General features: G+C 71.0%; 26 protein-coding genes. 21 read left to right on the top strand and 5 right to left on the bottom strand.

Annotated elements, in window-relative coordinates:
• The first annotated feature begins 389 nt into the window (after positions 1–389).
• Both OG385_RS21335 and OG385_RS21340 read left to right on the top strand, forming a co-directional pair.
• Complete coding sequence (locus tag OG385_RS21335) at positions 390–1991, top strand: APC family permease (protein ID WP_266856665.1); 1602 nt, start codon at positions 390–392, stop codon at positions 1989–1991.
• A 138-nt stretch (positions 1992–2129) separates the two neighbouring features.
• Complete coding sequence (locus OG385_RS21340) at positions 2130–2432, top strand: YrhK family protein (RefSeq protein WP_266856667.1); 303 nt, start codon at positions 2130–2132, stop codon at positions 2430–2432.
• Positions 2433–2582: 150 nt separating this feature from the next.
• On the opposite strand, the gene OG385_RS21345 is transcribed toward OG385_RS21340, so the two are convergent.
• Positions 2583–3578: an SEC-C domain-containing protein gene (locus tag OG385_RS21345; RefSeq protein ID WP_266856669.1), complete on the bottom strand. Its 996-nt coding sequence runs from the start codon at positions 3576–3578 to the stop codon at positions 2583–2585.
• A gap of 77 nt (positions 3579–3655) precedes the next feature.
• On the opposite strand from OG385_RS21345, the gene OG385_RS21350 reads away from it, so the two are divergent.
• Genes OG385_RS21350 through OG385_RS37480 form a run of 4 tightly spaced genes read left to right on the top strand, consistent with a single transcriptional unit; the run spans position 3656 to position 6433 of the window.
• A complete protein-coding gene (locus OG385_RS21350) occupies positions 3656–4465 on the top strand; it encodes a class E sortase (RefSeq protein ID WP_266861042.1) in 810 nt (269 codons plus the stop codon).
• 56 nt (positions 4466–4521) lie between these two features.
• Complete coding sequence (locus tag OG385_RS21355; protein ID WP_266856671.1) at positions 4522–4770, top strand: DUF3311 domain-containing protein; 249 nt, start codon at positions 4522–4524, stop codon at positions 4768–4770.
• Entirely contained in the window at positions 4767–6323 is a 1557-nt protein-coding gene (locus OG385_RS21360; protein WP_266856672.1) for a sodium:solute symporter, read from the top strand. The genes OG385_RS21355 and OG385_RS21360 overlap by 4 nt, the downstream gene beginning before the upstream one ends.
• A complete protein-coding gene (locus OG385_RS37480; protein WP_353963181.1) occupies positions 6320–6433 on the top strand; it encodes a pentapeptide repeat-containing protein in 114 nt (37 codons plus the stop codon). Before OG385_RS21360 ends, OG385_RS37480 begins: the two co-directional genes overlap by 4 nt.
• Here the strand turns inward: OG385_RS37480 and OG385_RS21365 are convergent.
• Positions 6402–7838 (bottom strand): MFS transporter, encoded by a 1437-nt coding sequence (locus OG385_RS21365; protein ID WP_266856673.1) that lies wholly within the window; start codon positions 7836–7838, stop codon positions 6402–6404. The two genes, OG385_RS37480 and OG385_RS21365, sit on opposite strands and share 32 nt — an antisense overlap.
• Before the next feature lie 91 nt (positions 7839–7929).
• Here OG385_RS21365 and OG385_RS21370 point away from each other — a divergent pair, with 91 nt between their 5' ends.
• From OG385_RS21370 to OG385_RS21385, 4 genes are all read left to right on the top strand, one after another.
• Positions 7930–8460 carry a helix-turn-helix domain-containing protein gene (locus tag OG385_RS21370; protein WP_266856674.1) on the top strand — a complete coding sequence of 177 codons (531 nt, stop codon included), beginning with the start codon at positions 7930–7932 and terminating at the stop codon, positions 8458–8460.
• A gap of 119 nt (positions 8461–8579) precedes the next feature.
• The gene (locus OG385_RS21375; protein ID WP_266856676.1) at positions 8580–8894 is read left to right on the top strand and encodes a DUF6412 domain-containing protein; all 315 of its coding nucleotides are present in this window, start codon (positions 8580–8582) and stop codon (positions 8892–8894) included.
• 103 nt (positions 8895–8997) lie between these two features.
• Positions 8998–9762 carry a YidC/Oxa1 family membrane protein insertase gene (locus OG385_RS21380; RefSeq protein WP_266856678.1) on the top strand — a complete coding sequence of 255 codons (765 nt, stop codon included), beginning with the start codon at positions 8998–9000 and terminating at the stop codon, positions 9760–9762.
• A gap of 215 nt (positions 9763–9977) precedes the next feature.
• Positions 9978–10835 carry a fumarylacetoacetate hydrolase family protein gene (locus OG385_RS21385; RefSeq protein ID WP_266856680.1) on the top strand — a complete coding sequence of 286 codons (858 nt, stop codon included), beginning with the start codon at positions 9978–9980 and terminating at the stop codon, positions 10833–10835.
• Positions 10836–11018: 183 nt separating this feature from the next.
• Here the strand turns inward: OG385_RS21385 and OG385_RS21390 are convergent, their stop codons facing one another.
• On the bottom strand, positions 11019–12479 hold the full coding sequence (locus OG385_RS21390) for a DHA2 family efflux MFS transporter permease subunit (protein WP_266856682.1): 1461 nt from the start codon (positions 12477–12479) through the stop codon (positions 11019–11021).
• A gap of 11 nt (positions 12480–12490) precedes the next feature.
• Positions 12491–13195 (bottom strand): NADPH-dependent FMN reductase, encoded by a 705-nt coding sequence (locus OG385_RS21395; RefSeq protein WP_266856684.1) that lies wholly within the window; start codon positions 13193–13195, stop codon positions 12491–12493.
• Positions 13196–13322: 127 nt separating this feature from the next.
• On the opposite strand from OG385_RS21395, the gene OG385_RS21400 reads away from it, so the two are divergent.
• On the top strand, positions 13323–14000 hold the full coding sequence (locus tag OG385_RS21400) for a TetR/AcrR family transcriptional regulator (protein ID WP_266856686.1): 678 nt from the start codon (positions 13323–13325) through the stop codon (positions 13998–14000).
• Between the two features lie 105 nt (positions 14001–14105).
• Here the strand turns inward: OG385_RS21400 and OG385_RS21405 are convergent, their stop codons facing one another.
• Entirely contained in the window at positions 14106–15191 is a 1086-nt protein-coding gene (locus OG385_RS21405) for a Gfo/Idh/MocA family oxidoreductase (protein WP_266856688.1), read from the bottom strand.
• 68 nt (positions 15192–15259) lie between these two features.
• Between OG385_RS21405 and OG385_RS21410 the strand changes: the two genes are divergently transcribed.
• The 10 genes from OG385_RS21410 (at position 15260) to OG385_RS21455 (ending at position 26211) form a co-directional block, all read left to right on the top strand.
• Positions 15260–16483, top strand: coding sequence for an ROK family transcriptional regulator (locus tag OG385_RS21410; RefSeq protein ID WP_266856690.1), 1224 nt, complete (start codon positions 15260–15262; stop codon positions 16481–16483).
• Between the two features lie 130 nt (positions 16484–16613).
• A complete protein-coding gene (locus OG385_RS21415) occupies positions 16614–17615 on the top strand; it encodes a hypothetical protein (RefSeq protein ID WP_266856692.1) in 1002 nt (333 codons plus the stop codon).
• Positions 17616–17723: 108 nt separating this feature from the next.
• On the top strand, positions 17724–18485 hold the full coding sequence (locus OG385_RS21420) for a GntR family transcriptional regulator (RefSeq protein ID WP_266856694.1): 762 nt from the start codon (positions 17724–17726) through the stop codon (positions 18483–18485).
• A 143-nt stretch (positions 18486–18628) separates the two neighbouring features.
• A complete protein-coding gene (locus tag OG385_RS21425) occupies positions 18629–19750 on the top strand; it encodes a TIGR03364 family FAD-dependent oxidoreductase (RefSeq protein ID WP_266856696.1) in 1122 nt (373 codons plus the stop codon).
• Positions 19744–20451: a phosphonatase-like hydrolase gene (locus tag OG385_RS21430; RefSeq protein ID WP_266856698.1), complete on the top strand. Its 708-nt coding sequence runs from the start codon at positions 19744–19746 to the stop codon at positions 20449–20451. Before OG385_RS21425 ends, OG385_RS21430 begins: the two co-directional genes overlap by 7 nt.
• Positions 20448–21737 (top strand): ABC transporter ATP-binding protein, encoded by a 1290-nt coding sequence (locus OG385_RS21435; protein WP_266856700.1) that lies wholly within the window; start codon positions 20448–20450, stop codon positions 21735–21737. The genes OG385_RS21430 and OG385_RS21435 overlap by 4 nt, the downstream gene beginning before the upstream one ends.
• Positions 21730–22605, top strand: coding sequence for a 2-aminoethylphosphonate ABC transporter permease subunit (locus tag OG385_RS21440; protein WP_266856701.1), 876 nt, complete (start codon positions 21730–21732; stop codon positions 22603–22605). Before OG385_RS21435 ends, OG385_RS21440 begins: the two co-directional genes overlap by 8 nt.
• A complete protein-coding gene (locus OG385_RS21445) occupies positions 22592–23389 on the top strand; it encodes an ABC transporter permease (protein ID WP_266856702.1) in 798 nt (265 codons plus the stop codon). Before OG385_RS21440 ends, OG385_RS21445 begins: the two co-directional genes overlap by 14 nt.
• Before the next feature lie 81 nt (positions 23390–23470).
• A complete protein-coding gene (locus OG385_RS21450) occupies positions 23471–24532 on the top strand; it encodes a 2-aminoethylphosphonate ABC transporter substrate-binding protein (RefSeq protein WP_266856703.1) in 1062 nt (353 codons plus the stop codon).
• Positions 24533–24717: 185 nt separating this feature from the next.
• Positions 24718–26211, top strand: coding sequence for an alkaline phosphatase family protein (locus OG385_RS21455; protein ID WP_266856705.1), 1494 nt, complete (start codon positions 24718–24720; stop codon positions 26209–26211).
• Positions 26212–26303 lie beyond the last annotated feature (92 nt).

Below are 26303 nucleotides of genomic sequence, written 5' to 3' on the forward strand. Positions count from 1 at the left end.
ACCGTGATCTTGCTGGTTGTCAGGGTCGGCGCGGGGACAGTACGGCCATGTTGATCATCGTGACTTGTGCGGACTGACCAGGAGGCGGTGGTCGCAGGTCACAGCATGGTTGCGTGCGCGATCGGCCGGGCTTGCGCGCCGCTTTCTGGGTAGGCGCGCGGCACAGGAACACCGATCTCTCTCGGTGAGTGGCGTGCGGAGCTGATGTAGGGCCTCCCGTCGCGTTGCCCCCCGGAGGGCAGTCCCCGGCCCGGCCAAGTGGCTTGTGCGGAAGAAGTCTTGGACCGACGGCCTGGCTGAGCCGGGGCGCAGGGACAAGGGGATGTCGTATGGCCGATATATCCAACTCTCCGACTGGGTCCTCGGAGAAACCAAGGCTACGGCGAGACATGGGCCGGATCAGTCTGTTGTTCGCCGGCGTGGGGTCGATCATCGGCTCGGGCTGGCTCTTCGGTGCGCTCAATGCGGCCAAGCTGGCTGGGCCGGCCTCGATCTTCTCGTGGGCGATCGCCGCCGTGATGATCCTGCTCATCGGGCTGTGTTTCGCCGAGCTGGGGACCATGTTTCCGGTATCCGGTGGAGTGGTGCGTTTTCCGCATATCTCCTTCGGGTCGTTCGCCAGTTACACCACGGGATGGATCAACTGGATCGCCGCGGCGACGGTAGCTCCCATTGAGGTGGAAGGCGCCCTTCAATACGCCACTAAATGGGCAGATTTCACCCAGTTCCATCCGGATAGTGGGGCGCACACTCTGACGTCACTCGGTTATGTGGTCGCGGTCATCGCGATGGCGTTCTTCGTGGCGTTGAACTACTTCGGTATCCGCTGGTTCGCGCGGGTCAACAACGCGCTGGTGTGGTGGAAGCTGGCAGTCATCATCCTGGTGGTCGTCGCCTTCGCCGTCACAGCGTTCCACGGCCGGAACTTCACCGCTGCGGAGTACGGCGGGTTCGCACCGGGCGGGATGAAGGGCATTTTCACGGCCATCTCGACCGCCGGCATCACCTTCTCCTTCCTCGGCTTCCGCCAAGGCGTCGAGCTGGCGGGTGAGACGGACAACCCCAAGCGCAACGTCCCGTTCGCGGTCATCGGTTCGGTGCTGGTCACCGGAGTGATCTACATCCTGCTGGAGATCGCCTTCATCGCCTCCGTCCCGGGGCACGATCTGAAGTCCTCCGGCGGCTGGCTCAGCCTGACGTTCGCCAACGACTTCGGCCCGCTGGCGGCGATCTCCAGTGCCATTGGGCTTGGCTGGCTGGCGTACATCCTGTACGTCGACGCGGTGCTCTCTCCCGCGGACACCGGACTGGTCTACACGACGGTCACGGCTCGTATCTCGTATGCCATGGGACGGAACGGGAACGCGCCGGAGGCGCTGACGAAGACGACCTCGCGGGGAGCGCCGATGATCAGTCTGATCGTCACGTTCGTGCTGGGGCTGATCGTCTTCCTGCCCTTCCCGAGCTGGCAGCAGCTGGTCGGATTCATTACTTCTGCGACGGTGCTGTCCTTCGGTTCCGGTCCGCTCGTGCTGGCTGCGATGCGGCGCCAGATTCCGGACTGGGACCGGCCGTTCCGGGTGCCCGGCGGTGATGTGATTCCGTTCCTCGGGCTGTACTCGGCGAACCTGATCGTCTACTGGGCAGGCTGGAACACCAACTGGAAGCTGTTCGCGACCATCGGCATCGGCTTCGTTCTCCTGGCCATCTTCGAGGTCACCGACAAGGGCCGAGCCCCGAAGCTGGACTGGCGGGCGGGTCTGCCGTGGCTGGCGCCGTGGCTGGTGGGCCTGGCCATCGTCAGCTGGATGGGCGATTACGACGGGGGCCAGGGGTACATCGGGCTCGGCTGGGGCTTCCTGGCCAACCTCGTTCTCGCCGCGGTCGTCTATCTGCTGGCGCTGAGGTTCAGGCTTCCGGCGGCACGGGTGGAGCGTCATATCGAGGAGGCCCGTGCCGAGGCCCGGGTTGAAGAAGAGGAACTGGGCTGACGGAGTAGCGGGCGCCCGTCCTGCGGTGGTGAGCGGCGCCGGCCCCGGCGTCGCTCGCACCACCCCGCCCGGCGGCGAACCTGTCGCTCGCCCGGGGGAGGCCCGCGGAGGCGGGGGCGCTCCGCGTAGCGTGGCTGTATGAGTACAGGCACGACCCCCGGCACGCTGACGCTGCACATCGGGCACGAGGAAGTGGCCATCCGGCGGCGTTACGAGGTTGCCAGCATCCTCAACGACATCCTTGTCGCCGTGTGGTTCATCGTCGGCAGCGTGATGTTCTTCTCCGACGACTGGACCGTGACGGGGACGTGGTGTTTCCTCATCGGCAGCATCGAACTGCTGATCCGCCCGGTCATCCGCCTCTTTCGGCACCTGCACATCCAGCGTGTCCGTTCCTCCTCCGAGAACGGGCAGGTCACTGACTCCGCGCAGGATTTTTAGCTGGCTTATCAGCGCTGGATTACGAGGGCTGGATCATGAGGGCCGTGACCTCAGGGGCTGTCCGGCGGATCCGGTCGGAGGACAGCCCCTGAGGTCGCGGCCCGCCGCGCCGACCCACCCGTAGCGCTATGAGGAACGTCCAGCGGCGCCCTATGCCCCGTGGCACTCCCGGTAGGCGCTCCCCGACCCGCACCAGCACCCCGCGTTGCGGGCCGGCGGCCACGGTACGGCCCGGCCGCGGGCTGCCAGTGTGGTGGCGTACAGGGGGAGCAGTTCCGTCTCCGACGGGGACGCCGACTCCGAGGCTGCGAAAGCCTCGTACGACGGGATGCTTCCCGTCACGATGCCCAGGTTGGTCGTGCCCGCCGCGGACAGTTCCCGCAGTGCCGCTTCGATTTCGATCAGGTGCGTCGCGTGGGAGGGGTACTCCGACTCCAGGGCCGGGTACGCCGCCAGGAGTTCGGCGAGTTCCTGGGCCTGCCAGTGCAGGACCGCCACCGGGAACGGGCGGGACAGCGCCGCCCGGTAGGTGCCCAACTCCGACTGGAGGCGGGCGATTTCCGCGCGCAGGACCGCCGGGTCGTTCGAGCCGAGGGCCCACAGGCGGTTCGGGTCGTGGAGTTCGTCCAGGCTGATGTCGCCGGTGTGCAGGGAGTCCGCCAGGGCGTCCCAGGCGTCGTGCTCGTTGCCCAGTGCCCTGCTCACGCGGTGCCGGCCCGTGAGAAGGGCCTGGGCCGCGTACGGGACCTCTTCCGCCGGGTCGACCAGCAGGGTCAGGGCCTTGGTGAAGGTGGCGTGGGCGGCGTCCGGTTCGTCGTGGGCCTCCAGGGTCTCCGCGACGATCGCCCACGGAGCCGGGTCCTGCGGCGTGGAGGCGCGGATGCCGTCGATCATGGCGCGGGCTTCCGCCTCGTGCCCGTACTCCCACAGGTTGGCCGCCTGTAGAGCCTTGATCAGGGCGAGGTTCTCGGCCGGGCCTGTCAGCAGCCGGTCGTAGAGCGTCGTGGCGCGGGCGCGGTCGCCGGCCAGTTCCAGGTGGGCCGCGGCCTGGAGCAGCAGCGGCTCCTGGTCCTCCGGGTACTGCTCTGCGGTGCGCAGCAGCCGCTCGGCTTCGGCGTGGTGATCAGCGGGAGTGTCGGGGCGCATGCTGCACACCGTACTGCCGTACGGGACTCTGGAGACTTCTGGATCCAGCGCTTATGGTGCCGCCCGTGCAGCAGCCGATGCGGGACGCGATTCCGGTAGTGGTGCGGCGGGCGGCCTCACGGCGCCGTACCGTCCTCGCGCGCGGGCTGTGGACCGGCGCCGAAGTGACCGTGACACTGGGGTTGATCGTGCTGCTGTTCGTCGTGCAGCAGCTGTGGTGGACCAACCGCGAGGCCCGGCAGGGCGCCACCCGTCAGGTGCAGGCGCTGGAGCGGCAGTGGGACAGCGGCTCGGGGCGCGGAAGTGGTGCGGGCGACGGGGATGTGACTCCTGCCACTCCGTCGCCCCGTCCGGACGGCAGTCCCGCGGCGGGTTCCGGTGGCCGGTCGCGGCCCACGTCGGGAGGCGGCCAACGCGCGGCCCGTGCGCCCGTCTACGACAAGGCGTACGCGGTGATCCGGATCCCGCGCATCGGGATCACCGCGCCGATCGCCCAGGGGGTCAGCAAGCAGAACATTCTCAACAAGGGATATGTAGGGCATTACGTGCAGACCGCCGGGCCCGGCCAGGCGGGGAACTTCGCGCTCGCCGGACACCGCAACACCCATGGCGAACCGTTCCGTTACATCAACCGGCTGCGGCACGGCGACACCGTCACCATCGAGACCGGCAGCGCCGTGTACACGTACGTCGTCGACAAGGGGATCCCGCAGACCTCCGCGCGCGACAGCGGGGTGATCGCCGCCGTGCCGCGCAGCACCGTCAGGCCGCAGTACGGCTACAGCACGCCCGGCTACTACCTGACCCTGACCACCTGCACCCCCGAGTACACCTCACGCTACCGGCTCGCCATCTGGGCCACCCTGCGGTCCATGCGGCCTCGCTGAGCGCACCGGAGCCGGGACACCGCCCCCCAATTGCCGGTGGGGCTAAGGTCATTTACGTGCTCAGACGTCGTCCTCAGTTGTTGTGGCTGCTTGTGCCCTTTGTGCTGTTCCTGGGGGCGGTGCCGTTGGTCAATCGCGTGCGGCCCGTTCTGCTCGGACTGCCCTTTCTCTTCCTCTGGATGATCGCGGCGACGCTCCTCACGCCGCTCGCCGTCTGGCTCACCCACCGCGCGGACCGGCGTGCGGGCCGGGGCGCGGGCGGGAGCGCGGGCCGGGGCGCGGATCAGCGGGGTGGTCGTCGGTGAACGCGGCCATCGCCACGTCGATCTTCGCGGTGTTCATGGTCGCGACCGTCGTCCTCGGACTGGTCGCCGTCCGCGGCGGCCGGACCGGCGGGCTCGCCGAGTGGTCCGTCGGCGGGCGCAGCCTCGGCCCGGTCTTCATCTGGGTCCTGATGGCCGGCGAGGGTTACACCAGCTTCAGCTATCTCGGCGCGGCCGGCTGGGGCTACAACTTCGGGGCCCCGGTCCTCTACGTGGTCGCGTACATGTCCTGCGGATACGCCCTCGGCTACGTCGTCGGGCCGACGCTCTGGGCGTACGCCGGACGGCACGGTCTCGTCTCGATCACCGACATGATCGCGCACCGCTACGGCAGGCCCTGGCTCGGCGCGGCCGTCGCCGTCCTCGCGACCGTCTTCCTGCTGCCGTACATCCAGCTCCAGATCACCGGCATGGGTGTCGTCGTCTCGACCATCTCGTACGGGGCCATCAGCCTCAACTGGGCCTATTTCGTGGCCTTCGCCGTCACCACCGGCTTCGTCGTGATCAGCGGGCTCCGGGGGAGCGCCTGGGTCTCCGTCCTCAAGGACGCGCTCGTCATCGGCACCCTCGCCTTCCTCGCGCTCTATGTGCCGTTGCACTACTTCGACGGGTACGGCGACTTCCTGCACCGTGTCGTCACCGAGAAGAGCGACTGGCTGACCTTCCCCGGCCACGGCGGCTCCGGGCCGGGCGGCAGCGGTCTCGGGCAGGCCTGGTACGTGACGACCTCGCTGCTCAACTCGCTGACCGTGGTGATCTTCCCGACCACCGTCGCCGGATACCTCGGGGCGCGCAGCGCCGACGTACTGCGCAAGAACGCGGTCTGGCTGCCCGCGTACAACATCCTGCTCTTCGTCCCGATGTTCCTCGGCCTGGCCGCCCTGTTCGTGGTGCCGCACCTGACCGGCGCCGACTCCAATCTGGCGCTCTTCAAGCTGGTGGTGGACTCGCTGCCCGCCTGGGCCGTCGGCGTCATCGGGGTCGCGGCGGCGCTCTCCTCGATCGTGCCGATGGCCATCTTCATGCTGGTGATCGGCACGATGTGGGGACGCAGCGTGCTCTCGCTCGTACCGCGCTGGCAGGAGCGGCAGAAGGGCGCGTCGCAGTGCGTGGTGGTCGTCGCGGGCACGCTGGCGCTGGTGCTGACGTACGCCGCGCCCAACACGCTGGTACGCCTGTCCCTCATCTCGTACGAGGGGATGGCGCAGCTCCTGCCGATGCTGCTGCTCGGTCTGGTGTGGCGCCGGCTGACGTTGCTCGGCGCGGGCAGCGGACTGGTGGTCGGGGTGGGGGTGGTCTGTGCCTTCGTGTTCAGCGACCACGATCCGGTGTGGGGTGTGAACGCGGGGATCGTCGCGCTCGGCGCCAACCTCGTGGTCGCGCTGGCCGTGACGTACGCGGGGCCGCGGGACCGTGACCCGCGGCCGGACGGGGAACTGCTCGCCCGCGACCCGATCGGGGCCGCGGGCGGTGGCGGTGGCGGTGGCGGTGGCGATGACGGTGGCGGCGCGGGCGGAGCTGATGTCCTCGCCTGAGGCGGCCATGCGGCTTCGCGGGGGCGAGGCGTCTCAGTGGCTCGTGTCTCAGCGGTGCGCGTCTCAGCGGTGCGTGTCTCAGTGGCGCGGGCGGAGCAGCAGCATGCTGAGCACGCCCAGCGCCGTCAGACCTGCCGAGACCAGCAGCGGGGCGTTGCTGCCCGCCGGGGCCACCGCGATGACCAGCGCCACCCCGATCGACGAACCGATGTAGCGCGCCGTGTTGTTGGCGCCCGAGCCCATCGCCGCACGCTCGGGCGGGACGGACCCGACGGCGACGCGCGGCAGGGCGGCGTTCAGCAGCCCGCTGCCCACCCCGGCGATGAACAGCCCCGGCAGCAGCCGTACCAGCGAGCCCGCACCCACCGCGCCGAGCATCGTCAGCACACCCACCGCGTGCAGGGCGAAGCCGATGGCCAGCTGATGCCGGGCCTGCACCCGGTCCGCGAGACGCCGGGCCTGGAGCGCGACCAGGAAACCTGTGCCCGACCAGAGCACGAAGAGCCAGGCACCGGTCAGCGGGGAGATGCCGAGCGCCTGCTGGAGCAGTGCGGGCAGAAAGCTGAACAGCCCGATCACCGCGAGCCCCGTGAACAGCGCCCCCGCCGTCGACGCCAGGAACTCCGGGCGGCGCAGCAGCCGCAGATCGATCAGCGGTGTCGCGGTGCGCCGCTCCACGGCGACGAACACCGCCGCGAGCACGACCGCCGCGAGCAGCAGCAGGCCGACGGGGGCGCGCAGCCAGCCGTCCCTGCCGAGCGTCAGCGCGCTGACCAGCGAAGTGAAGGCGAGGCCGAGTGCGGCGGCGCCGGCCAGATCGGGGCGGCCGCCGCGCGGGGCCCGCGACTCGGTGAGCGTGCGGGCGGCGACGATCGCGCCGGCCAGGGTGGCCGCCGCGAGCACGCCGTACGTCAGCCGCCAGCCGTACGGAGCGAGCAGGCCCGCAAGCAGCGGGCCCACCGCGATACCGGCGCTGACGAACGCGCCCCACACACCGGTGGCCCGGATCCGGGCGGAACCGGCGGGGAAGGCATGGACCAGCAGGCCGAGACTGCTCGCCAGGACCGCCGCGGTCGCCGCGCCCTGGGCGGCGCGGGCGAGCGTGAAGGTGAGCGTGGTCGGGGCCATGGCGCCCAGCGCGATCGTGAGGGCCAGTCCGAACGTGCCGATCAGGAAGAGCCTGCGCCTGCCGTAGTCGTCGGCGAGGCTGCCCGCCACCAGCAGCAGCGCGGCCAGACCGAGCGGGGTGCCGTTGATCAGCCAGGCCTGGGCGCCGACCGGGGTGGAGAAGGAGGCGGTCAGGCCGGGGATCGTGAGCATGGGGGCCGTGTAGTTCATCAGCGCCACAGCGGTGACGGCGCTGGTGACGGCGAGCGTCGCACCCGAGCCTGCCGCTCTCCCGGCAGCCGGTGCGGTCTGCGTCGCCGGTGCCGCTGCCGGCCGTGCTGTCGGTGTTGCGTCTGCTGTCTGTGCCGACCGTGCTGCCGGTGTTGTCCGTGCCGCTTGCTGAGCCATGATTCCCGCCAGGTGATGTCATAGGTTCAGTGAATGAACTCACGCTATCACGGTCGGTTCATTCATTGAACCTGTGGAGTAGGGTGGGCGTATGGCACTGGGCAAGGACTACGCGGCACAGCAGTGCTCCATCGCACGGGCGCTGGAGGTCATCGGCGAGCGCTGGACACTCCTCGTCGTGCGCGACGCCTTCTACGGCGTGCGCCGGTACAACGACTTCCTCGCCCACCTCGGGATGCCGCGGGCCGTCCTGGCCGCCCGTCTCCAGGCGCTCATCGAGGCCGGTGTCCTGGAGAAGCGCCGCTACCAGGAGTCCCCGCCGCGCGACGAGTACGTACTGACCGAGGACGGCGTCGCCCTCTGGCCCGTCCTGCGCTCCCTGGGGGTGTGGGGGCGCGACCACGTCCCGGGCACGCTCCCCATGCGCACCTTTCACCACGCCGCCTGCGGTACGGAGCTCGGCGCGTACGGCGAGTGCCCGGCCTGCGCCCTGGCCGTACCGCCGGGCGATGTGGAGATGCGCCCGGCCGCGGGGCTTGATCCGGAGCCGGGCAACCCGGTCGGTCGTGCGCTCCTTGAGCCCCGGAGGCTGCTGGAGCCGATCGAAGCGAGTCGTGTATAACGGCTGGAGATACGTTTTTCAGCATCAGCAAGCATCGGCAAGCATCAGCAAGCGTTCAGAGTGCAGTGATCAGCGCATTCAGCTGCTGCGCGGACCGGAACAGGAAGGGGGTGGGAGATATGGCCGCTCGGCTCATGCGTCTGTCCCGCCCCGCCATGGCGCTGTTCTTCTTCCTCCTCGCCGAAGCACTGCTCGCCGAGAGCGGCACGCTCACCTCCGCCGTCGCACTGGCCGCCACCGCCGCGGTCGGTTCCGCGGTCGCCGCCTTCGCGCTCATCGCCTCGCGCACCGCGCCCGCCGTGCCGCGCACCCGGATCCGTACGGCCATCCGCGACCGTGAACGGCGTACGGCCTTCCTGCCGCAACGCGATCCCGACGCCTCGGGCAGGCCCAGGCCCCGAGCACCCGGCCGTCCCGTCCCGACGGCCGCGTAGGACACCCCTCCGCCCCACGTACCACCCCAGTTTCCGCTGCGGTCCGTCACGCCGACATGTCTTCCTGTCCGGCCCGCGACGAGACCCCTCGGAGGGTTTTCCCGTGTTCTCTTCCGTCTTCGCAGCGTTCGCCAGCCTGGTCACGCACCTCGCCGACCTGCTCCAGCCGCTCTTCCACGGGTCGGCGACCGCCGCCGCGATCATTCTGTTCACCGTCTGCGTACGGCTCGCCGTGCACCCCCTCTCGCGGGCCACGGCCCGGGGCCAGAAAGCCCGCACCAAACTCGCCCCGCGCGTGGCCGAACTGCGCAAGAAGCACGCCAAGGACCCGCAGAAGATGCAGAAGGCCATCATGGAGCTGCATGCCGAGGAGAAGATCTCCCCGCTCAGCGGCTGCCTGCCGAGCCTTCTCCAGATGCCCGCCTTCTTCGTGACGTACCACCTGTTCTCCAGTCCGCAGATCGGCGGCTCGTCCAACTCCCTGCTCGGTCACACCCTCATGGGCAGCCCCCTCGGCGGCCGGCTGCGGGACGCGATCGGGCACGGCGGGCTCCTCGGCGAACAAGGCGTCATCTACCTGGTGCTCTTCGCGATCGTCACCGCCGTGGCCACCTTCAACTACGGCCGTACCAAGCGGATGATGGCCGCCTCTCCGACCCCCGCCGCCGAGGGGCCCGGCGCCGGTGTGATGGGCGCGATGAGCAAGGTGATGCCGCTGATGTCGTTCATGACGCTGCTCACGGTGTCCTACGTGCCGCTCGCGGCCGCGCTGTACGTCGTCACCAGCACCACCTGGACCGCCGTCGAGCGCGCCTTCCTCTACCGGGACACGATGCCCGCCGCGGCAGCCGTCGCCAGCCCGATGTAGCGGTCCGGCCGATCCCCGTGCAGGGGGCCGTCCGACCGGGCGGCCCGGCCTCCGCACCGGCCTGAGCTGCGGCTCGGCCGGGCGCCATCGCGGAGCCCGGCGGTCCACCTTGTGAACGGGGTCTTGCGGCCTGGACCTCGAACTTGGAGGATCAGCCAATCCCCCGATGGCCGCAACCCATCGGCCGGACCGGTCCAATCGTTGGGAGACTGACCATGAAGCTGCTGCGTGTCGGAACGGCCGGGGCCGAGCGCCCCGCACTGCTCGACGCCGACGGAACCCTCCGTGACCTCTCCGCGCTGGTTACGGACATCGACGGAGGGCTGCTCGCCGACCAGGCGGCGCTCGACCGGATACGGGCCGCCGCCGCGGCCCGTGTGCTGCCCGCCATCGAAGGCGACGCGCCGCGGATCGGGCCGCCGGTCGGCCGGATCGGCAAGGTCGTCTGTATCGGGCTGAACTACCACGACCATGCGACGGAGACGGGTGCGGCCATCCCCGCCGAACCGATCGTCTTCATGAAGGCGCCGGACACCGTGGTCGGCCCCGACGACACCGTGCTCGTACCGCGCGGCAGCGAGAAGACCGACTGGGAGGTCGAGCTGGCCGTCGTCATCGGGCGTACGGCCCGATACCTCGGGTCGGCGGAGGAGGCGCTCGGCCATGTCGCCGGGTACACGATCGCGCACGACGTATCGGAGCGGGCCTTCCAGATCGAGCGCGGCGGCCAGTGGGACAAGGGCAAGAACTGCGAGACCTTCAATCCGCTCGGCCCGTGGCTGGTGACCGCCGACGAGGTGGCCGACCCGCAGGCGCTCCCGCTGAAGCTGTGGGTGAACGGCGAGCTGAAGCAGGACGGCACGACCGCCGACCAGATCTTCCCGGTCGGTGAAGTGGTGCGGTACCTGAGCCACTTCATGACGCTGTATCCGGGCGATGTCATCAACACCGGTACGCCTGCCGGGGTGGCGATGGGGCAGCCCGAACCCAAGCCCTATCTGCGGGCCGGGGACGTCGTGGAGCTGGAGATCGAAGGGCTCGGACGGCAGCGGCAGCCGCTCAAGGACGCGTAGCGGCAGGTCCGGCCGCCTGCGGGCCGTCTGCGGGGGCTCGGGCCTGTTACTGGATGGCTGCGGGCGGCCCGGTCTGTTGCTCCGGACCGGCTGCGGGCCGGTGGGCGGCCACCGGCCCGCGGGCCGCCCCCGCTGGGCGTCGGGCCCCCGATTGCACGGCCCCCGGTCGTCACCCCGCCCGGCTCAGGCCGGGGTCCTCCGGTCCGGGGCCGGCCGGCGGAGCGGTTCCGCCGGACCCTCCGCGGGGGCGCGGCGGCCCTTCGGCAGCAGCAGTGCCGGTACGGCTGCCAGGGCCAGCAGCCCGACCGCCCACCAGTAGGTGAACTGGAAGGCGTCCGCCCGTCCCGCGCCGCCCGGCGGACCGGACGGGCGGGACGCCAGCAGGACCGAGACCAGCGCCGTACCGGCCGATGTGCCGACCTGCGAGACGATGTTCAGCACCGTGCTCCCCGACGGCACGTCGTCGGGGGCCAGCCCGCGGGTCGCCACCGTGTTGACGGGCATCATCACCATGCCGACGCCCGACCCCATCACCAGCATCGCCGCGCACAGCCGCCAGTACGGAGTGTCAGGACCGACCTGCACGGCGAAGAGCGACAGGCCGAGAGCGGCCACCGCGATGCCGGAGACCACGATCAGCCGTGGGGACACCCGGTCGGTCCGCCGGGTCGCGATCTGCATCGAGATACCGACGGCGACCGCGAGCGGGATGCCGAGCAGCCCGGCCCGGGTGGCGCTCAGGCCGCGCGCCGTCTGGTAGTACATCGGCGTGAGCAGCATCGAGCCGAAGTAGCCGCAGGGGAACAGGACCATTGTGGCGATCCCCGCAGCGAAAGTACGGTCGCGGAACAGCCGCAGCTTCAGCAGCGGATACCGGGCGGTCAGCCCGCGTACGACGAACCCCGCGGTCAGCAGCAGCCCCGCGACGGCCGGCAGCAGCGCCCCCGGCGAGGTGAAGCCGGCGTGCGCGCCGCCGGTGGAGAGGCCGTAGATCAGCAGGGCGAGACCCGGCGAGAGCATCAGCAGTCCGGGTACGTCCAGCGGCTGCGCCGGCTGCGGCTCGTCGCGGCGCAGCAGCCGCGCCGCGAGCACCAGGGCCACCGCGCCGATCGGCAGGTTGACCAGGAAGATCCAGTGCCAGGACGCGGCGTCGATCAGCCAGCCGCCGAGTACCGGACCGCTCACCGGCCCGATCAGTACGGGGATGCCGAGCAGCGCCATCGGGCGGCCCATTCGTTCGCGGTCGGCGGCGCGGACGACCATCGCCATACCGACCGGCATCAGCAGCCCGCCGCCGAGCCCCTGGACCACCCGGAAGAGCACCAGTGTTTCGATGTTCCAGGAGAGCGCGGCCAGCCCGGAGCCGAAGGCGAAGAGGGCGATGGCGGTGAGATAGGTGCGTTTGGCGCCGAAGCGGCGCATGGCCCAGGCCGCGAGCGGGATGACGGCGGTGAGCGCCAGCGTGTAGCCGGTCGACACCCACTGGACGGTGCTGACCGGGGCCCCGAACGCGACGGCGAGCGGGTGCAGGGCGACGTTGACGATGGTCACGTCCAGCACGGCCATGACCGAGCCGACGATGACGACGGTGAGGATGCCGGTCAGCCCGGGAGCCGCTCCGGCGCGGAGGTCTGCGGTAGGCATGGCAGGCCCGGTCAGCTGCCGTACGGGTGGTCGGCGCGGGCGGTGCGCAGCGCGCGGCCCCACCAGACCAGCTGGTCGACCATGCCCTTGGCGGCGCCCGCGCAGACCGCTTCGTCGAGCGGCTTGCCGTCCGCGCCGAGCCCGGACCACGGCCCATGCAGGCTGACGGAGTCCCGCACGGTCATCGCGTGCAGCTCGGCGAAGACCTGCCGCAGCTGCTCGACCGCGCGCAGCCCGCCGCCGAGCCCGCCGTACGAGACGAAGCCGACCGGCTTGGCCTGCCACTGGCTGTAGTGCCAGTCGATGAGGTTCTTGAGCGAGGCCGGGAAGCTGTGGTTGTACTCGGGCGTGACGACGACGAACGCGTCCGCCCCGGCCAGCCTCGGGCTGACGTCGCCCAGCGCCGCCCGGGTCTCCGCAGAGGTGGCGGGCAGGCCGTCCCAGCCGGGCATGTGCACCGGGAGTTCCAGCTCCGCGACGTCGACGACGTCCAGCTCGATGTCCGTACGGTCGCTGACGGCGCCGGTGAACCAGTCGGTGACCGTCGGCCCCAGACGGCCGCCCCGGACGCTCCCGACGATGACGGCGACCCGGAGGGCGGAGTCCCGGCAGACGCCGCCACCGGCGGGGGCGGACCCGGGAGCAGTCCCGGCGGCAGTTCCGGTCGCAGCCCCGGTCCGGGAAGCGTTCGCCGTCTCTATGTCGGTCTCGGGCATGGGAGTCCCCCTGGGCGTCGTGTGATGGGGCCGCGTTCTGCGGCCACATCCAGTAAGCTACAACGCACGTTGTGGAAATTGCAACGCACGTTGTAGATAGGGTGATGCCCATGATGAAGGAGCGCCGATGACCAGCACGGGTACCGGGGGGAAGGCGGCGGCCGCGCCGCGCCGCGCCAGGACGAACAAGGCGGCGTCGATCTCGCACGCCGCCTGCGAGGTGTTCGGGCGGGACGGTTACTCACGCGCGAGCATCGACACGATCGCCGCCGAGGCCGGCGCCTCCACTCGTACCCTGTACAACCACTTCCCCGGCGGGAAGGAAGAGCTCTTCCGTACGGTGGTGCAGTGGAGCTCCGGCCAGGTGCGGGACGCTCAACTGGCCCTGCTGAAAAGGTATCTGGACGTGGACCGGCTGCCGCGCGCGGCGGATCTGGAGCGGGACCTGCTGGCTCTCGCCCGTGCCTGGGTCGGCCTGATGGCGGAGTTCCGCAACCACTTCTCGCTGGTGCGGCACATCTATGCGGAGGCCGGACATGTCCCGGCCGAGGTCCTGGACGCCTGGCAGGAGGCGGGGCCGCGTGCGGTGGTGCGGCAGTTCGCCGTCGCGATGGCCGCGCTGGACGCGGCGGAGCTGGTCGATGTGCGCGGCGACCCCGCACAGGCCGCCGCGCACTTCATGACGCTGACGTCGACCGACATCGTGCACCGGTCGTACTGGGGCATCAGCCCGCTGCCCCCGGAGGAGACCGACCGGATCACGGCAGTCGGGGTGCAGGTCTTCCTGCGGGCGTACGGCCGCTGATCCGGTCCGGGCCGTACGAGTGCGTCCCGGCCGGAGAGCGCGAACAGCCTTTCCGAAAAAGGGCGTTGGCCTTTGCCACCGTACGGTCGGGTGGTCAGGCGGCGCTTACAGCTCCACCGTGACGCCGTCGCGCGCGGAGGTCCGCGCGGCCTCGATGACGTCCAGCGTCGCCGCAGCCTCGTCCGCCGTGACCGGCGGCCGGCCGCCGTCGCGCAGGGCCTTCGCGACACCCGCGTAGTACGCCGGGTAGTCGCCGGGCAGGGTCGGTACGGGCGAACCGCCGCCCGTCAGCGGGGACTCGCCCGCACCGATGCGGCCCCACAGCGACTCGGGCTCCACGCCCCAGTGCGCCGTGGTCGCGGGGCGCACGCCCTCGCGCAGCGCCGCCTCCTGGGGGTCGAGCCCGTGCTTCACATAGCCGGCCGCCGAGCCGAGCACCCGGAAGCGCGGGCCGAGCTGGGCGGTGGTGGCGGAGGCGTACAGATGGGAACGGACGCCGTTCGCATGGGTGAGGGCGATGAAGGTGTCGTCGTCGGCGCGTGCGCCGGGGCGGCGGACGTCCGACTCCGCGTACACCCGGACGGCCGGGCCGAAGAGGGCCAGCGCCTGGTCGACGATGTGGCTGCCCAGGTCGTAGAGGAGCCCGCCGATATCCGACGGGTCGCCGGACTCGCGCCAGCCGCCCTTGAGCTGCGGGCGCCACCGCTCGAAGCGGGACTCGAAACGCTGGACCTCGCCCAGCCGGCCCTCGGCGATCAGCTCCCGCAGAGTCAGGAAGTCGTTGTCCCAGCGGCGGTTCTGGAAGACGGAGAGCAGTAGGCCGCGTTCATCGGCGAGCGCGGCCAGCTCGCGGGCCTCGGCAGCCGAGCCCGCGAGCGGCTTGTCCACGACGACCGGCAGCCCGGCCTGGATCGCGGCGGTCGCGAGCGGTACATGCGTCCGGTTCGGGGACGCGATCACGACCAGATCCAGCTCGTCCGCGTACGGCCAGAGCTCGTCCGGGGAGCCGGCGAACCGGACGCCGGGGAACTCGGCGCGCGCCTGCTCCCGGCGCTCCTCGTTCGAGGTGACGACGGTGTCGAGAACCAGGCCGTCGGTGGCCGAGATCAGCGGTGCGTGGAAGACGGAACCCGCGAGGCCGTAGCCGACGAGTCCGACGCGGAGCGGGTCCGCAGTCGTGCGAGCGGTCATGCGAGCAGTCATGCCAACCACTTAAGCAACGGTGTTGCCAAAGTGCAAGTGTGCCGCACAATGGGGGCGTGAACAGGAGCGAAACCGCCGGGTCCGGCGCCAACCTGCCCGCGCTGCGCAGCCATAACGCGGCGCTCGTGCTCGAACTGCTGCGTACGGCGGGGGAGGCAGGCATCAGCCGCCTCGAACTCGCCGAGCGGACCGGCCTCACCCCGCAGGCCGTCAGCAAGATCACCGCGCGGCTGCGGGCGGATGGTTTCGCGGCGGAAGCGGGCCACCGGGCCTCCACGGGAGGCAAGCCGCGCACGGTGCTGCGTCTGGTGCCGGGCGCCGCGTACGCGGTCGGGCTGCATCTGGACCGGGACCGGGTGAGCGCGGTGCTGGTGGACCTGGCGGGGGCGGTCGTCGCCGACCGGAGCACGGAGCTGGACTTCGGGGCGGGCGCCGACGCGGTGGCCGGGGCCGTGGCCGATGCGGTGTCCCGGGTGGTGGCCGATGGAGTGTCCCGGGTGAGGGCGGGCGAGGTGCCACGAGTGGCGGCCGGAGCGGTGTCGCCGGTGGGGGTGGGCACGGGCGGGACGGATGCCGTCGGCGGCCGGCCCGCGGTCCTGGGCGTCGGGGTCGCCGCCCCCGGTCCCCTCGACCACGACACCGGGGTGCTGCGCCGGGTCACCGGATTCCCGCAGTGGGACGGCTATCCGCTGCGCGACGCGCTCGCGGAACGCCTCGGCCTGCCCGTCGTCCTCGACAAGGACACCAACGCGGCCGCCCTCGGCCTGGCGCTGCGTGGACCGGGCGACTCGTTCGCCTATCTGCATCTCGGGACCGGGCTCGGCGCCGGTCTGGTGCTCGGCGGCGCGCTCTACCGGGGGCCGCGTACCGGCGCCGGGGAGTTCGGGCACCAGACCGTGCAGCTCGACGGCCCGCTGTGCGGCTGCGGCGGCCGGGGCTGCGTCGAGGCGCTCTGCCTGGCCGCCGTCGCCGGGGGCGACCACGCGGCCGCCGCGCGCTTCCTCGGTGTCGGCGCGGCCAATCTCGTACGGCTGCTCGACGTCGACCGGGTGCTGCTCGGCGGCCGTACGGTGGACGCCGCCCCGGATGTCTTCGTACGGGGCGTGGGCGCCGTACTCGCCGAGCGGGCCCGGCACGCGGGCGGCGCGGAGGCGGTCCCGGTGGCGGCGGCGGGTGGTGGGCGACGGCTCGTCGCCGAGGGGGCGGCACAGCTGGCGCTCGCCCCGGTGTTCGGGCACTTCGGGCGGGCGGCGGTGCCGTTCAACGCCCGTAGGACTTGATGACAATGGGCTGATCAGGCGGGAAGGTCCGGGGCATTCGGCGGTACGTGGTCGTGGCGGGCCCGGCGGGGCGGCGTGGTGCGGTTCGGTGTACGGAGCCCGGACCTACGCGATCAGCAAAGGCGTCCCCATGCGACTGCGCAGTGCCCTCCCCACCGGAGCGGCCCCGGCCGCCGCCACCTCTGCTCTGGCCGCCCTGCTGCTGCTTGCGGCCGCGCCACCGGCCATCGCGCAGGACGTCACCGCGCGGAATGCCGCTGTCCGGGACGGAAGCGACTCCGCGCCCGTCTGTGCCGACCGGGACGGCTCCGCCTTCCCGGTCGAGGCCAGGATCCACGGCGGTCCGACCTCGTATGTGCCCGGCGGCGCGTACGACACCTGGTCGCTCGAACTGACCAACACCTCCGACGGCGCTTGCCAGGACATCCACCCGGTCGTTGTCCTCGTCGACCGGGGCAGGGAACTGAAGGACAGTCAGATCCAGTTGGAGTTCAACGACCCCGCCGCGCACCGCTGGCGGCCCGTGCCCTTCACGACCACCGACGAGGACGAGCACATCGGCCCGTTCGGGGACGGAACCGACGGAACCGACGGGACTGATGGGACCGATGGGACCGATAAGGCGGGCAAGGCCGACGGGGCTGCCGGGACCGACAAGACTGCCGGGGTCGGCGGTTTCGACATTCCGGCGGGGCGGACCGTCTCCGTCCCGGTCCGGCTCGCCTTCGCCGATGGCACCACCCCGGACGACGTCACCGCCAACGCCGCGGTCGTCCGGCGGCACGGCGACGACGGTGACTGGGTCGGAGAATCCGACGACTACAGCTTCGCCATCGACGGCGCCCCGCCCGCCGACCCCACCAGGACGGACGTCCCCGGCGAGCGCGTACCCGGGGAACGCATTCCCGGCCGGGAACACAACGGGGACATCGGCGGCCGGATCGGCGTGGGGCCCGAGGTCGGCCCCCGTAACGGTGCCCACCGTTTCGCCGGTGAGCTCGCCAGGACCGGTTCGCACCGGCTGCGCACGCTGGGCACCATCGCCTGCACCAGCGTCCTGCTCGGCGCGGCTCTGGTCGTGGGATCACGGCGCCCGAGAATCCAGCGCCGCCGGCAGCAGCACATCCAGTAGCAGCAGATCCAGCAGCAGCGCAGCCCGTCGCGGTACAGCCCGTCGGAGTACAACAGCGGCACCACCGCCGTGGCGTGCCCGTTCACCCTGGTCTGGGACCATCGCCCCGTGGACTACCCGCACAGCCAGGCACCTGGCGCACCGATCCGCTCCGGCATCCCGGAGCACGGCCGCATCCCCAAGTACTACGCGGTCAAGGCTCATGTCTCGCTGCTCATGGAGGAGTTGGGCGAGGGCGAGGCGTTGCCCACCGAGCGCGTTCTGGCCGTACGGTACGAGGTGTCCCGCGAGACCGTACGGCAGGCGCTGCGCGAACTGGTCCTGGAGGGGCGGCTGCGGCGGCAGGGGCGGGGGACCGTCGTCGCGGGCCCCAAGCTCGAACAGCCGCTGTCGCTGGCGAGTTACACCGAGGGAGTGCGCCGCCAGGGCCGCACCCCGGGGCGCCATCTCATCTCGCTGGACCGTTTCCCCTGCCCCGAAGCGCTCGCCGCCGAGACCGGGCTCGGCCGGGGTGAGCCGGTCTGGCATCTGGAGCGGGTGCTGCTCGCGGACGACGAACGGGTCGGCCTGGAGAGCACCTATGTCGCGGTGGCCCGAGTCCCCTCCCTGGAAAGCGAGTTCGACCCCGACTCCTCCTTCTACGGCTTCCTCCGCGACCGGCAGGGCATCGTCTTCGGTGACGCCGACGAGCGGATCGAGACGGTCCTGGCCACCCCGCGCGAGGCGCTGCTCATCGGAACGCCGCCCGCGCTGCCGATGCTGCTGATCCACCGGGTCTCCCGTGACACGGAGGGGCTGCCCCTGGAGCGTGTACGGACGCTCTACCGGGGTGACCGGTTCAGCTTCACCACCCACCTCGCGCCGGGCTGATCCGGGACGCCCGCACCGCGCCCGTACCCGGGCCACTCCGGTAACAGAAACATAACGGGTCTAGTCCAGACTTGTGGGGCTGTTCACCGTGCCGTTGCCCTGGGGTCGGTACCGGGACACCCGCTCCCAGCAGCGTTGCCGTCGTGAGAGTCATCGTCGTAGGAGCCGGCGTGGTGGGAACCATGCACGCCTGGCACGCAGTGGAACGCGGCCACGAGGTCGTACAGATCGAGCGCGAGACCGAGGCGCGGGGCGCCTCGCTCCGTAACTTCGGGCAGGTGTGGGTCAGCGGGCGGGCCGGCGGGGAGGAGCTGGCGACCGCGCTGCGCGCCCGGGAGCTCTGGGAGGAGATCGGGAAGCGGGTGCCGGGTATCGGCTTCCGTGCCACCGGGTCGCTCACCCCCGTACGGAACTCCCTGGAACGGGACGTCGCGGAGGCCGCGTCGAAGCGGGACGACGCGGCGGCGCGCGGGTACCGGCTGCTGACCGCGCAGGAGGCGCGCGAGATCAACCCGGCCCTCCGGGGTGAGTTCGAGGCGGCCCTGTGGTGCGGGCAGGACGCGGCCGTGGAGCCGCGCACCGCCCAGCTGGAGCTGAAGAAGGCCCTACTGGCATCCGGGAGATACACCTACATCGGCGGGCGTGAGGTCCGTGCCGTCGTCGGCGCCGGCTCGGTGCGCGACGACCACGGTGATGTGCACACCGGCGACGTCGTCGTCCTCTGCACCGGGGCCTGGCTCGGCGGTCTGGTGCGCGAACTCGCCCCCGAGCTGCCGGTCCGGCGGGTCCGCCTCCAGATGATGCAGACCGAACCGCTCGGCGAGCGCCTCACCACGTCCGTGGCCGACGCCGACTCCTTCCGCTACTACCCGGCGTACGCCTCCGGGGCCCTCGACGCGCTCAACGCGCAGCAGGCCCAGGACCCGGTGGCCGCCGCACACCGGATGCAGCTGCTGATGGTGCAGCGTGCGGACGGCGGGCTGACCATCGGCGACACCCATGAGTACGAGCACCCCTTCGCCTTCGACGTGCGCGAAGAGCCGTACGAGCACGTCGCCCGCGTCGCCGAGTCCTTCCTCGGGCGCCCGCTGCCGAAGATCCGCCACCGCTGGGCCGGGGTGTACGCGCAGTGCACCGACACCGCCCGTGTCATCCACCGCGAGCAGGTGCGCGACGGCGTGTGGCTGGTCACCGGGCCCGGCGGGCGCGGCATGACCTGTTCCCCGGCGATAGCCGAAAAGACCGCGAACGACCTCGGATGGTGAGTGAGTTGACCGTGAACAAGCCGATCAATCTGGTGGTGCTCGACATGGCGGGCACCACCGTCGCCGACGGGGGTCTCGTCGAGCGGGCCTTCGCCGCCGCGGCCCGGCGGATGGGCGCCGAACCGGACTCGATGCTCGACCATGTCCGCGCCACCATGGGTGAGTCCAAGATCTCCGTCTTCCGGCACCTCTTCGGCGATGAGGAGAAGGCCCGGCAGGCCAACACCGCCTTCGAGGAGGCGTACGGCGAGCAGGTCGGCGCCGGACACATCGCTCCCGTCCCCGGCGCACGCGAAGCCATCGAGCGGATGCAGGGCGAGGGCCGGACCGTGGTCCTGAGCACCGGTTTCGCCCGGGCCACCCAGGACGCGATCCTCGCCGCGCTCGGCTGGCAGGACCTGGTCGAGCTGACGCTCTGCCCGGCCGACGCGGGCGGTCGCGGACGGCCCTACCCGGACATGGTGCTCGCGGCGTTCCTGCGGACCGGGGCTGTGGACGGGGTGGAGCAGCTCGCGGTCGCGGGCGACACCTCGTACGACATGCTCAGCGGCGTACGGTCCGGGGCCCGTGTGGTGGCCGGTGTCCTTACCGGCGCCCACGACCGCGGTCAGCTGGAGCAGCACGGCGCCACCCATGTCCTGGGCTCGGTCGCCGAACTGCCCGATCTGCTGGCACGGTTGGCCCCGCCGGTGCAGATATGACCAGCAGCACCAGCAGCACCAGCAGCACCAGCAGCACCAGCACCAGCGCCGGCACCACCAGCGGCATCCGCTTCGACGGGGTCTCGGTCGCGTACGGCGCCAGGGGCAGGAGCGGCGGGACCACCGTTCTGGACTCGCTGGATCTGACCGTCGAGCCCGGTGAGGTGATGGCCCTGCTCGGCCCCTCGGGATCGGGCAAGACCACCGCCCTGCGCGCCGTCGCCGGCTTCGTCCAGCCCGTCGCCGGGCGGGTCCTCATCGGTGGCCGCGACGTGACACAACTGCCCCCGCACCGGCGGGGCGTCGGCATGGTCGTCCAGCAGTACGCGCTCTTCCCGCACATGCGCGTCGAGGACAATGTCGCCTTCGGCCTGCGGGCGCAGAAGGTGTCCAGGGGCGAGATCCCGGAGCGCGTCGCCGAAGCGCTCGGGATGACGGGCATGGCCTCCTACGCCAAGCGCTACCCGCGCGAACTCTCCGGCGGCCAGCAGCAGCGCGTCGCCATCGCGCGGGCCCTGGCCATCCGGCCCGGGGTACTGCTCCTCGACGAGCCGCTCTCCGCACTCGACGCCCAGCTGAGGTCCGGGATGCTGGCCGAACTGGCCCGACTGCACCGTGAGTTGCCCGAGGTGTCGATCCTCTACGTCACACACGACCAGGTCGAGGCGCTCACGCTGGCTGACCGTATCGCTGTGATGGACCGCGCCCGGCTCCAGGACTGCGGGACCCCGCAGGAGCTGTACCGCCGCCCCCGCACCGAGTTCACCGCCTCCTTCGTCGGCAACGCCAATCTCCTGCCGGTCACGGTACGGAGCGCGGCAGCAGGCGCCGACGGCGGCGCCGTGGTCTCCTTCGCCGGTACGGAGCTGACCGTGACCGGTACGGACGGCGCCACCGCGGGCGCCACGGCCACCCTGTGCGTACGCCCGCATCTGGTCGGGCTGGGCGAGGGCCCGAACGCCCTGCGCGGCAGGATCGCCGAGGTCCAGTGGCGCGGCTCCACCCACCGGCTGCTCGTCGACGTGGACGGCCACCGGGTCAAGGCCGATGTGCGCGAACTGCGCGAGACCCCGGCGCTGGGCGACGCGGCGACGCTGCACTTCGCCGCCGAGGACGCGGTGCTGCTCACAGCAGGCGTGACAGCGGGGGAGACACCGGGCGGGTCACTGGGCGGGACGGCAGCGGTTACCGCCACACCGGACCCGACGACACCCGGCGGTATCGCCGACAGGGCCGCAGGGGCATCAACACCGGCGAACGCGGGCGCGGGAGTGTCCGATGGCTAGCGCCACAGCGGTCGCGGCGACCGCCCGGACCGCCCCCGCCGCGCCCCGTTCACTGCCCCGCTGGCTCTGGGCGCTGCCGCCCGTCACCGTGCTGGCGCTGGTCTTCCTCTACCCGCTGGCGCTCGTCGTCCAGCAGTCCTTCACCCCCGACACGGGCGGCATGTCCGTCGCCCCGTACACCCAGGTCTTCGCATCCGACGCGTTCCGCCAGGCGCTGACGACGACCGTCTGGCTGGCCGTCGGATCCACCGCCGGCTGTCTCGTCCTCGGCTTCGCGCTCGCCGTGGTGATCGCTTTCGTGCCCTTCCCCGGCGGGAAGGCGGTCGCCCGGTTCATCGATGTCTTCCTCTCCTTCCCGTCCTTCCTGATCACGCTCGCGCTGCTCTTCGTCTACGGCTCGGTCGGCATGGCCAACGGCGCCTGGACGGACATGACCGGCGCGCACCAGGGGCCGTTCCAGTTCCTCACCACGCCGTGGGGCGTACTCCTCGCGGAGATCACCTACTTCACGCCGTTCGTGATGAGGCCACTGCTCGCGGCCTTCTCCCAGCTCGACACCGCGCAGCTGGAGGTGGCCTCGTCGCTGGGCGCCGGCCCGGCCCGGATCGTGCGGCGGATCATCCTGCCCGAGGCGCTGCCCGCGCTCGCCGCCGGCGGCAGCCTGGTGCTGGTGATGTGCCTCAACGAGTTCGGCATCGTGCTCTTCACCGGAGCCAAGGGCGTGACGACCCTGCCGATGCTCGTGTACAGCAAGGCGATCCTCGAATCCGACTACCCGGCCGCGTGCGTGGTCGCCGTCGTCAACGTGGCGATCTCCGTCGGGCTCTACTCCCTCTACCGGATGGTGGCGCGCCGTGCTGGTGCATAGCCGTACGGGCAAGTGGACCACCTGGGTCCTCTTCTTCGCCCTCTTCCTGCCCCTGTTCGCCCTGCCGCTCCTGGTGATCCTGCTGGCCTCGTTCGCCACCAACTGGTCGGGGGCCCTCCCCTCGGGCGCGACCGTGAGCCATTACGCGGCCGCCACCAGCGGGGACTCCCTTCAGGCCCTGACCACCAGCCTGGTCACCGCCGTGTGCGCGAGCGTGCTCGCGCTGACCATCGGGACTTGGGCGGCGCTCGCCGGGGCCGCACTGAAGAGGCGCGGACGGCGTTTCATGGACGCCCTGTTCATGCTGCCGGTCGCGGTGCCCTCGGTGGTCGTGGGCCTCGCCGTGCTGGTGGCGTTCAGCAAGCCGCCGGTCCTGCTCAACGGCACCTCCACGATCGTGATCCTGGCGCACACCATTCTTGTCACGGCGTTCGCCCACCAGTCGGTCTCGGCTGCCATCCTGCGTCTCGACCCGGTGTACGAGCAGGCCGCGGCCTCCCTGGGGGCCCGTCCCTCGTACGTGCTGTGGCGGGTCAGACTGCCGCTGCTGCTGCCGTCCCTGACAGCGGCGGCCGGGCTCTGCTTCGCCCTGTCCATGGGGGAGTTGAGCGCCACGATGATGCTCTACCCGCCCGACTGGACTCCGCTTCCCGTCCAGATCTTCGCGACCACCGACCGGGGCTCGCTCTTCACGGGCGCGGCGGTCGCCGTGGTCCTCATGGCGGCGACGCTGCTGGTCCTGTCCGGGGTCTCCCGCATCCGGACCAGGGCGTCCTACCGCTGAACCTGCTCTGCCGGCAACCGACTTCACCTGACTCCAGAACCCAGCACCCAGAACCCAGAACCCCAGGAGACACGAAACGTTATGCGCCACTCCATCAAGCCGCTCGCCGCCGTCGCCGGGGCCCTGGTCCTCGCGGGTTCCCTCTCCGCCTGCGGTGGTTCCTCTTCGGCGTCCGACGCCAAGGTCGTCACCGTCTACAGTGCCGACGGCCTCAAGGGCGAGAACAACGACGGCTGGTACGACCGGGTCTTCAAGGACTTCCAGAAGCAGACGGGCATCAAGGTCAATTACGTGGAGGGCGGTTCCGGCGAGGTCGTGCAGCGCGCGGTCCGCGAGAAGTCCAACACCCAGGCCGACGTGCTCGTCACCCTCCCGCCGTTCATCCAGCAGGCCGACGCCAAGGGGCTGCTCCAGAAGTACGCGCCCAAGGGCTCGGGCCAGGTCGCCCCGGCCGACAAGGGGACCGACGGGACCTGGACCTCGGTCGTCAACAACTACTTCGGCTTCGTCTACAACAAGAAGGAGCTCAAGACCGCCCCCACCACCTGGGACGAACTGCTCAGCGGTAAGTACAAGAACAAGCTCCAGTACTCCACACCGGGTGTCGCGGGCGACGGCACCGCCGTACTCATCAAGGCGATGCACGACTTCGGCTCCAAGAAGGCGGCCATGGCGTTCCTGGGCAAGCTCCAGGCGAACAACGTCGGCCCGTCCGCCTCGACCGGCAAGCTCGCGCCCAAGGTGGACAAGGGCGAGATCCTGGCCGCCAACGGCGATGTCCAGATGAGCTACGCGCAGTCGAAGACCATGCCGAACCTGGGCATCTGGTTCCCGGCGAAGTCGGGCGGCGGCAGCCCGACCACCTTCGCGCTGCCGTACGCGGCCGGTCTGGTCAGCAAGGCGCCGCACTCGGCGAACGGCAAGAAGCTGCTGGACTTCATGCTCGCCGAGCAGGCCCAGAAGGAGGTCAGCGAGATCGGCGGCGGTTTCTCGTCCCGCCAGGACGTCAAGGCCACCGACGCCAACGCGACCGCGCTGAGTGCACTGATGAAGGGCGTCGACGTCTTCGCACCCGACTGGAACGACATCTCCAAGAACCTCACGTCGTACGTCGGGGACTGGCAGTCCGCCACCCACAGCTGATCACTGTGGCCACTGAACAACCGCCCGGGAACCGGGTGTTGGTGAGAACTTCACCGCACGCGTCTGGCCGTCAGCGATCTATTGCGAAAAGATAACGGGTCTAGTCCTTTGCTCAACGCCCCTGTCCCGACAGGGCCGTTGGGCTGCCCGCACCCTCAGCACCCCACCCCTCACCGGAGGATCACGTGTCTTCGCAGCTGTCGCGCCGCTCCCTCCTCATCGGCGCCGCCTCCCTCGCCGTCGCGGCGGGCCCCCTCGCCCAGGTCGCCCGCGCCGCGGACAGAAAGCCCAAGGTCCTGGTCATCGGCCTGGACGGCACCCTGCTCAGCAAGATCGAAGTGGCCGACGCACCGCACCTCAAGGCGCTGCGGGCCGCAGGTCTGACCGCGGCATCCCCGCTGTACGCCGCGCCCTTCGCCCCCACGCTCTCCGGGCCCGGCTGGTCGACGATCATCACCGGCGTCTGGCCCGACAAGCACAAGGTGATGGACAACACCTTCGCCGGCCAGAACTTCGCTCAGTACCCGGACTTCCTGACCCGCGTCGAGAACGCCCGGCCGGCCCTCGGCACCTACGCCATCGCGTCCTGGAACCCGATCACCACCACGGTCTTCTCCTCGAAGGTGGACACCCGCGTCAACACCCCGAGCGCCGAGTACGACACCGGGACCACCTCGCGGCTGGTGAGCCAACTCGCCACCGGCAACTCCGACGCGCACTTCGTCCAGCTCGACGGCGTGGACGAGGCGGGCCACGAACACGGCGCCGCCAGCCAGGAGTACCTCGACGCGATCCACGCCGTGGACACCTCGGTCGGGCAGTTCGTCGCCGCGATCGAGGCCCGTAAGACGTACGCGTCGGAGAACTGGCTGATCATGGTCACCGCGGACCACGGCCACACCGACCCCGGCGGCCACGGCGGCTCCAGCTGGCAGGAGCGCCAGACCTTCCTGATAGCGCGGGGCGCCGGGATCGGAGCCGGTTCGACGCGGTACGACATCCGGATGCCGGATGTCGCCGCCTCCGCCCTCGCCCACCTCGGTATCGCCATCGACCCCGCCTGGGGCCTCGACGGCAGGCCGCTCCAGCAGCCGGGAGACGACGCCTTCGACGCGCTCCGCCCCCGGCTGACCGGACCGGTCGACGAGAGCGGCATCGGGGCGGGCGTCATCGGCTTCACCCACACCCCGCCGCCCGGCTGGTCGGTCGACAACTCCGCGATGGGCACCGGCGGGGTCACCGAGTGGCGCGGCTGGTCCTTCACCACCGACGAGTTCTGGACGAAGGCCGAACCGGACCAGCAGCGCGAGTCCAACGTCCGGGCGCGCGGCGTCTTCGCGGTCGCCGACGGGGACGAATGGTCGGACAAGTCCTTCACGGGGACCTTCGACTCGACCCTGATCAGCCCGGCCTACCGGGTGCGGGGCGGGCACCCGGCGACCCTCACGTACACGACCTACTACCGCCAGGAGGCCCCGCAGCGCGGCGAGGTGCTGGTCAGCTACGACGGCGCGGCCCCGGTGAGCGTACGGACGTACACCGCGGACACCTCGTCCCGCGTCGAGAACCTCACGCTCCAGGTCCCGGCCGGGGCCACCAGCGCGCAGGTGCGGTTCCGCTACACCGGGGGCAACAACTGGTTCTGGACGGTCGACGGGGTCGGGGTCACCGCAGGGTGACGAGCCGGGGCGCCGGTCTCACTGAAGCGGTGGGACCGGCGCCCCCGGGTTGGCCGTCCGATCGGATACGGATACGGATACGGGGCAGTGTC

The sequence above is a fragment of the Streptomyces sp. NBC_01306 genome, from assembly GCF_026340465.1.
Lineage (GTDB): Bacteria > Actinomycetota > Actinomycetes > Streptomycetales > Streptomycetaceae > Streptomyces.

Coding starts and splice junctions, on each gene's coding strand:
- OG385_RS21400 (WP_266856686.1), top strand. CDS start 13,323: ATGACCAGCACGGGTACCGGGGGGAAGGCGGCGGCCGCGCCGCGCCGC.
- OG385_RS21450 (WP_266856703.1), top strand. CDS start 23,471: ATGCGCCACTCCATCAAGCCGCTCGCCGCCGTCGCCGGGGCCCTGGTC.
- OG385_RS21435 (WP_266856700.1), top strand. CDS start 20,448: ATGACCAGCAGCACCAGCAGCACCAGCAGCACCAGCAGCACCAGCACC.
- OG385_RS21385 (WP_266856680.1), top strand. CDS start 9,978: ATGAAGCTGCTGCGTGTCGGAACGGCCGGGGCCGAGCGCCCCGCACTG.
- OG385_RS21405 (WP_266856688.1), bottom strand. CDS start 15,191: ATGACCGCTCGCACGACTGCGGACCCGCTCCGCGTCGGACTCGTCGGC.
- OG385_RS21340 (WP_266856667.1), top strand. CDS start 2,130: ATGAGTACAGGCACGACCCCCGGCACGCTGACGCTGCACATCGGGCAC.
- OG385_RS21350 (WP_266861042.1), top strand. CDS start 3,656: ATGCGGGACGCGATTCCGGTAGTGGTGCGGCGGGCGGCCTCACGGCGC.
- OG385_RS21395 (WP_266856684.1), bottom strand. CDS start 13,195: ATGCCCGAGACCGACATAGAGACGGCGAACGCTTCCCGGACCGGGGCT.
- OG385_RS21365 (WP_266856673.1), bottom strand. CDS start 7,838: ATGGCTCAGCAAGCGGCACGGACAACACCGGCAGCACGGTCGGCACAG.
- OG385_RS21440 (WP_266856701.1), top strand. CDS start 21,730: ATGGCTAGCGCCACAGCGGTCGCGGCGACCGCCCGGACCGCCCCCGCC.
- OG385_RS21430 (WP_266856698.1), top strand. CDS start 19,744: ATGGTGAGTGAGTTGACCGTGAACAAGCCGATCAATCTGGTGGTGCTC.
- OG385_RS21370 (WP_266856674.1), top strand. CDS start 7,930: ATGGCACTGGGCAAGGACTACGCGGCACAGCAGTGCTCCATCGCACGG.
- OG385_RS21390 (WP_266856682.1), bottom strand. CDS start 12,479: ATGCCTACCGCAGACCTCCGCGCCGGAGCGGCTCCCGGGCTGACCGGC.
- OG385_RS21415 (WP_266856692.1), top strand. CDS start 16,614: ATGCGACTGCGCAGTGCCCTCCCCACCGGAGCGGCCCCGGCCGCCGCC.
- OG385_RS21375 (WP_266856676.1), top strand. CDS start 8,580: ATGGCCGCTCGGCTCATGCGTCTGTCCCGCCCCGCCATGGCGCTGTTC.
- OG385_RS21345 (WP_266856669.1), bottom strand. CDS start 3,578: ATGCGCCCCGACACTCCCGCTGATCACCACGCCGAAGCCGAGCGGCTG.
- OG385_RS21335 (WP_266856665.1), top strand. CDS start 390: ATGGGCCGGATCAGTCTGTTGTTCGCCGGCGTGGGGTCGATCATCGGC.